General features: G+C 71.6%; 7 protein-coding genes. All 7 read left to right on the forward strand.

All coding sequences use genetic code 11. The annotated features are described in order from the left end of the window. The first annotated feature begins 14 nt into the window (after positions 1–14). Positions 15–701, forward strand: a complete 687-nt coding sequence (locus ACXJLU_RS13545; RefSeq protein ID WP_457331658.1) for a helix-turn-helix domain-containing protein — start codon at positions 15–17, stop codon at positions 699–701. A 137-nt stretch (positions 702–838) separates the two neighbouring features. After that, on the forward strand, positions 839–2,170 hold the full coding sequence (locus tag ACXJLU_RS13550) for an ABC transporter substrate-binding protein (RefSeq protein WP_457331660.1): 1,332 nt from the start codon (positions 839–841) through the stop codon (positions 2,168–2,170). Between the two features lie 3 nt (positions 2,171–2,173). Beyond that, positions 2,174–2,680: a hypothetical protein gene (locus ACXJLU_RS13555; protein ID WP_457331662.1), complete on the forward strand. Its 507-nt coding sequence runs from the start codon at positions 2,174–2,176 to the stop codon at positions 2,678–2,680. Further along, positions 2,677–3,387 (forward strand): GNAT family N-acetyltransferase, encoded by a 711-nt coding sequence (locus ACXJLU_RS13560; RefSeq protein ID WP_457331664.1) that lies wholly within the window; start codon positions 2,677–2,679, stop codon positions 3,385–3,387. Before ACXJLU_RS13555 ends, ACXJLU_RS13560 begins: the two co-directional genes overlap by 4 nt. 60 nt (positions 3,388–3,447) lie before the next feature. Next, positions 3,448–4,629, forward strand: coding sequence for an aminotransferase class V-fold PLP-dependent enzyme (locus ACXJLU_RS13565; protein WP_457331666.1), 1,182 nt, complete (start codon positions 3,448–3,450; stop codon positions 4,627–4,629). Then, positions 4,626–5,228 (forward strand): YdeI/OmpD-associated family protein, encoded by a 603-nt coding sequence (locus ACXJLU_RS13570; protein ID WP_457331668.1) that lies wholly within the window; start codon positions 4,626–4,628, stop codon positions 5,226–5,228. The genes ACXJLU_RS13565 and ACXJLU_RS13570 overlap by 4 nt, the downstream gene beginning before the upstream one ends. A 198-nt stretch (positions 5,229–5,426) precedes the next feature. Beyond that, positions 5,427–6,267: protein kinase domain-containing protein (locus tag ACXJLU_RS13575; protein ID WP_457331670.1), on the forward strand; the 841-nt coding region annotated here is incomplete at its 3' end.

The raw sequence follows: 6,267 nt of genomic DNA on the forward strand, positions 1-6,267 counted from the left end.
TTCCCTCGGTTTCGATGCTGACCCTGCAGTCCGGCGACGACACGGTGCCGGCCAGCGACCACTTCCAGGTCGTCTTCGGCATGCAGGGGCGCCTCGAGCTGATGCTGAAGGGCCGCCGCCATGCGGTGCAGGCTGGCCGCGTGCTGGTGATCCCGCCCGGCGAGCAGCGCCGCTGCGCGATGCGCTCCGGCGCGGCCTGCCTGGTGCTGCGCTCCGGCGAGGCCGCCCACCGGGCGGCGCTCGCGCCGCTGGCGGGGCAGGTGCGCTCTGTCCACCCGTCGACCGCCCACCTGATGCGCTACCTCGCCAGCCGCCGGCACGCCGATGACGCGGCCTCGCAGGCCGCGACCATCGAGCTGCTGATCGCGAGCCTGGCCGCCAGCACGCCGCTCGGCGGGCCGCGGCTGCGCCGCAGCATCGACTGGGAGGCGCTCGACCGCTGGGTCGACGAGCGCCTCGACGAGCCGCTGGCCGTCGCCGACCTCGCGGCGCAGGTCCACCTGAGCGCACCGCAGTTCGCGTTGCGTTGCCGGGCCGAGCTCGGCATGAGCCCGATGGCGCTGGTGCGGCGGCGTCGCCTCGCGGCGGCCCGCCGCTGCCTCGACGCCGGCATGCCGGTCTACCAGGCCGCGCTGCAGTGCGGCTACCAGTCGCCCTCGGCGCTGACGGCGGCGCTGCGCCGCGAGCCGCTGCCCGCCTGAAACTGAAGCCTGAACATTTGCAACATCGCTGCGCGACGAAGCAACGTCGTCGCGCGACGAGTGCGACGGGGTCCTCCTCCTACGCTGTGCGACATGTCCCGACCGGGGCATGCCAACCCCCTTTCGAGGACCTCCCGATGAACGCCTTCCTGAAGAAATTGATGACCACCGTTGCCACCGTCGCCGCCGCCTGCAGCGCCGTGCCGGGCCATGCCGCGATCCCGAACGAGCAGTTCTTTCCGGTGCTGGTGTTCCGCACCGGCGCCTACGCGCCGAACGGCGTGCCGTGGGCGAACGGCTTCGTCGACTACCTGAACCTCGTCAACGAGCGCGACGGCGGCATCGGCGGGGTGAAGATCACTTATGAAGAATGCGAGACCGGCTACTCGACCGACCGCGGCGTCGAATGCTACGAACGCCTGAAGGGCAAGGGCCCGACCGGCGCGACCAGCTTCAACCCGCTGTCCACCGGCATCACCTTCGCGCTCGGCGACAAGGTCGCCGCCGACAAGATCCCGCTGATCACGATGGGCTACGGCCGCTCCGAGTCGACCGACGGCAGCGTGTTCAAGTGGAACTTCCCGCTGCTCGGCACCTACTGGGATGCGGCCGACATGCTGGTGCAGCACGTCGCCGCGCGCGAGGGCGGGCTGCCGAAGCTGCGCGGCCGCAAGATCGCGCTGCTGTACCACGATTCACCCTATGGCAAGGAGCCGATCCCGGTGCTGCAGGCGCTGTCGCACCGGCTCGGCTTCGAGTTCACCGCGATCCCGGTGGTGCACCCCGGCGTCGAGCAGAAGGCGGCGTGGCTGCAGATCCGCCAGACCCGGCCCGACCATGTGTTCATCTGGGGCTGGGGCGTGATGAACTCGACCGCGATCAACGAGGCCATCGCGGTGAACTACCCGCGCGATCGCATGTACGGCGTCTGGTGGGCCGGTGCCGAGCCCGACGTGTTGCCCTCGCAGGCGGCCGCTGCCGGCTACAACGCGCTGACGCTGCAGCACAGCGCCGACCAGCGGCGCGTGCACGACGACATCCGCCGCTATGTGTACGGCCGCGGCAAGGGCATCGGCGAGGCGTCGGCGGTCGGCCAGGTGCTCTACAACCGCGGGCTGCTGAACGCGCTGCTGGTGGTCGAGGCGGTGCGCACCGCGCAGGGCCGCTATGGCCGGCAACCGCTGACCGGCGAGCAGGTGCGCTGGGGGGCAGAGCACCTGGCGATCGACGCGACACGCATCGCCGCGCTGGGCATCGACGGCATGCTGCAGCCGCTGCACACCTCGTGCGCCGACCATGAAGGCGCGCACCGCGCGCGCATCCACAGCTGGGACGGTGCGGCGTGGCACTACACCTCCGACTGGTACGAGTCGGACCGCACGCTGCTCGGCCCGATGATGGAAGTGGCCGCCAAGAAATACGCCGCCGACAAGGGCCTCCCCGTGCGCGACTGCAGCAAGGAGGGATGAGCGATGAAGGCCGTCTTCAAGCTGATCCTGCTGCTGCAGGCCTGCGGGACGCTGCTCGCGGCGGCGCATGGCGAGGGCGACCTGCAGGTCGCGTTCGGCGACTACAGCGTCAGCCGGCGCGAGGTCATCGCGACCGGCCGGCCCGACGGCGAGGCCATCGTCGTGGTCGAGAGCCTGGCCCGCACGCGCGTCGATGGCGGCAGCGGCCCGTTCCACGTGGCCAGCGGGCGCTGCATCAGCCTGCGCGGGGCCGGTGTCGTGAGCCGCCGCACCTGCGTGCTGGTCGATCCCGCCGGCGATCGCTTCGTGTTCGAGACGCAGGCCGACGAGGCCGAACTCGAGGGCTACGGCGTGCGGCGCAGCCGGTTGGTGGGCGGCAGCGGCAAGTACACCGGGCTGGTCGGCGAGGTGTTGGCCTACCCGGTGTCGGTCCGCGCCGGTGCGCGCAGCAGCGGCCGGCTGGAGATCCGCTACCGCAGCGCCGGTGCGGCGATGGGAGGGGTGTCATGAGCGCTCCACCCATCGACCGGGCGCTGCTGGACGGCGTGCTCGACGCGTCGCCGCTGCCGGCGGGCTACCGCTTCGAGTTGCTGCGGCGCGACGACATCGGCGCGCTGGTGGCCCACCTCGACCGCTGGTACCCGGACGTGGGCGTCGGCGCGGCGAGCGGCTTCCTGCGCCGCAGCTTCTATGAAAGCGAGGTGCTGCTGCCCGAGGCGCCGGCGCGCAACTTCATCGTCGTCGTGGTGAAGTGCGGCGAGCGCATCGCCGGGATGATCGCGTGCGAACGCGAGCCCGAGGCGCTGACGCTGTACGGCCGCCTGGCCGTCGTCGCGCCCGAGCACCGCGGCGCCGGCCTCGGCCTGCATGCGATTGCCGCGATCGAGCGCGTCGGCCGCGCGCTCGGCATGGGGCTGATCTACGGCATGGCGACGCTGAAGATCCCGCACACCCAGCAGGCCTTCGAGCGGCTGGGCTGGCGGCTGATCGGCATCGTGCCCGGCTACGACCGCGAGATCGTCGGCGCCGGCGGCACGGTGCGGCGCATCTACGAGGCGGTGTACGCGAAGGTGCTGGCGGCGTGCCACGAACTGCAGCACCCGGATCCGCGGCAAATGACGCCTCGCACGCGACAGTTGTTCGAGTTGCTGTTCGCGGGGGCCGAACAACCGACCGAACAAGCGACCGAACAGCCGGCCGAAGAGTCGCCTTCATGAGGACGCGCTTGCGTCAGAATCGCCCCCTGGCGGCCACGACCGCCAGGGAGGACCCACAAGGTGCGCTTCGGACGACAGATGCTCGACCACTGGTGGCTCGACCGCGACGCCACCTACCTGAACCACGGCACCGTCGGCGTCACGCCGCGCCGCGTGCTCGATGCGCAGCAGGCGATGCGCGAGCAGATCGAGCGCCATCCCGCGCGCTTCCTGCTGCGCGAGCTGATGAGCCTCGCGCCGCAGGCGCCGGCCGAACCCACCCGCGTGCGCGCCGCGGCGTCGCGCGTCGCGGCCTTCGTCGGCGCCGCCGGCGATGACCTCGTCTTCGTCGACAACGCGAGCGCCGGCGTCAATTCGGTGCTGCGCTCGCTGCGGCTGCAGGCCGGCGACGAGATCGTGCTGTTCGACCATGCCTATGGCGCGGTGTCGCGCACCGCCGCGTTCGTTGCGCGCGAGCACGGCGCCCGCGTCGTCACGCTGACGCTGCCGTTTCCGCTCGCCGACGCGTCGCTGCCGCAGCGCCTGCTCGAGCCGGTGCTGAACGCCCGCACGCGGCTCGTGATCCTCGACCACGTCACGTCCGAGACCGCGCTGGTGCTGTCGCTCGCGCAGCTCGCCGCGTTGTGCCGCGCGCACGGTGTGCCGGTGCTGGCCGACGGCGCGCATGCGCCGGGCGCGATCCCGCTCGACATCCCGTCGCTCGGTGTCGACTGGTATGTCGCGAACCTGCACAAGTGGGCCTTCGCGCCGCGCGGCTGCGGCCTGCTGTGGGCCGCGCGCGGCCGTCGCGACGGGCTGCACCCGCCAGTCATTTCGTGGGGCCTGGACGTCGGCTGGCACCAGGAATTCGACTGGACCGGCACGCGCGACCCGACGCCGTTTTTGTGCGCCCCCGACGGCATCGATTTCATCACCGGCTTCCTCGGCGAGTCGGCGATGCACGACTACAAGCACGCGCTGGCGCGGCGTGCGGCGCAGCGGCTGGCCTCGCTGTGGGGCCAGCCGTGGGAGACGCCCGACGCGATGACCGGCTGCATGGTCACGCTGCCGTTGCCGGCGCGGCTCGCGCACGGTGATGCGGCGGCGGCCGTGCGATTGAAGGACTGGCTGCTGGACGAGCGCCGCATCGAGGTGCCGGTGATCTCGCGCGGCGATCGCCTGTTCGTGCGGGTGTCCGCACAGGTCTACAACGACGACGACGACATCGAGCGCCTGGCGCAGGCCATCGACGACGCGAGATGACCAAGTCCGTCGTCAAACCCCAAGACACGCCCGAGAGCAGCGCCCGCCGCTTCGCGACCGTGCGCAGCTGGGAGACGTGGCTGGGCAAGCACCACGAGAGCTCCGACGGCCTGTGGCTGCTGATCTCTCGCCCGGGCGCCGAGAAGGGCTCGGTCAGCTACCCCGAGGCGCTCGAGGTCGCGCTGTGCCACGGCTGGATCGACGGACAGAAGAAGGGCCTCGACGAGCAGCACTGGCTGCAGCGCTTCACGCCGCGGCGTGCGCGCAGCATCTGGTCGAAGGTGAACCGCGAGAAGGTCGCGGCCCTCACCGCCCAGGGTCGCATGCAGCCGGCCGGCCAGCGCGAGATCGACCGCGCCAAGGCCGACGGCCGCTGGGAGCAGGCCTACGACTCGCCGCGCAGCGCCACCGTGCCGCCCGACCTGCAGGCCGCGCTCGATGCCGCGCCGGTGGCTGCTGCCTTCTTCAAGGCGCTGAACGGCGCGAACCGCTATGCGGTGCTGTGGCGCGTCCAGACCGCGAAGAAGCCCGAGACCCGCGAGCGCCGCATCGCGACGCTGGTCGCGATGCTCGCCCGCCACGAGAAGCTCCGCCCGTGACCCCGATGGCTGGCGCAACATCTGCTTCATCGTTGGCGATGGACAGCTCACCGTTGGTAACACGTCGACTTCTTCAAGTTTCCTGCCGTGACTTTTCTCACGAGGCCCCGCGATGTATGACGACCACCTCCCGGCCGCCCCACGCGCTCGGATCAAATGAGTGCCCACCGCCGGATTCGCAGCGATGAACCTCCGACCATGACGACGCCTCGCGCTCCCAAGAGACCCGACTTCGGCCCGACCACGCAGTTCGACACCGTGCCGGCGAGCGACGTGCTGCTGGCGGGTGCGCGCGTCGGCGGCTTCCGCATCGTCGAGCTGCTCGGCCGTGGCGATTCGGGCGTCGTGTACCTGGCGCTGGATTCGTCGCTGCAGCGGCAGGTGGCGATCAAGGAATACTTTCCCGCCACGCTCGCGCAGCGCGACGACGGCCTGCGCGTGGTGCCGCGGCGCAGCGGCGATGGGGCCGCCCTCGAGGCCGGCCGGCGTGAGTTCGTGCAGCGTGCGAAGTTGTTCGCCCGCTTCGAGCATTCGGCGCTGATCCGGGTGCAGAGCCACTGGGAAGAGAACGGCACCGCCTACTACGCGATGAATTTCGTGCCGGGCCCGAACCTGGCCGGTGCGTTGAAGGCCTTGCCGCGTGCGCCCGACGAAGCCTGGCTGCGCGCGATGCTGACGCCGGTGCTCGATGCGGTCGACCTGCTGCACGCGGCGCAGGCCCACCACGGTGGCATCTCGCCCGAGGCGATCGTCGTGCGCGGCGTCGGCGTGCCGGTGCTGCTGGCCAGCACGCCGCCGCCCACCGACGAGAAGCCGCTGGCGCCGCCCGGGGCCYGGAGCGACCTGCGCGCGCTCGCCAGCGTGCTGCACGCGGCGGTCACCGGCCAGGCCGCGCTCGGCTCGGCGGTGCCGCGCGTGCACCGGCCGCTGACCGGGTTGCCGTACGACCCGCGTTTCCTGTCGGGCATCGACCGCGCGCTGTCGGTCGACCCGCGCCAGCGCCTGCGCAGCGTGGCCGAGTTCCGCCGCTGCCTGGGAT

This window comes from Rhizobacter sp. P5_C2, assembly GCF_054049715.1.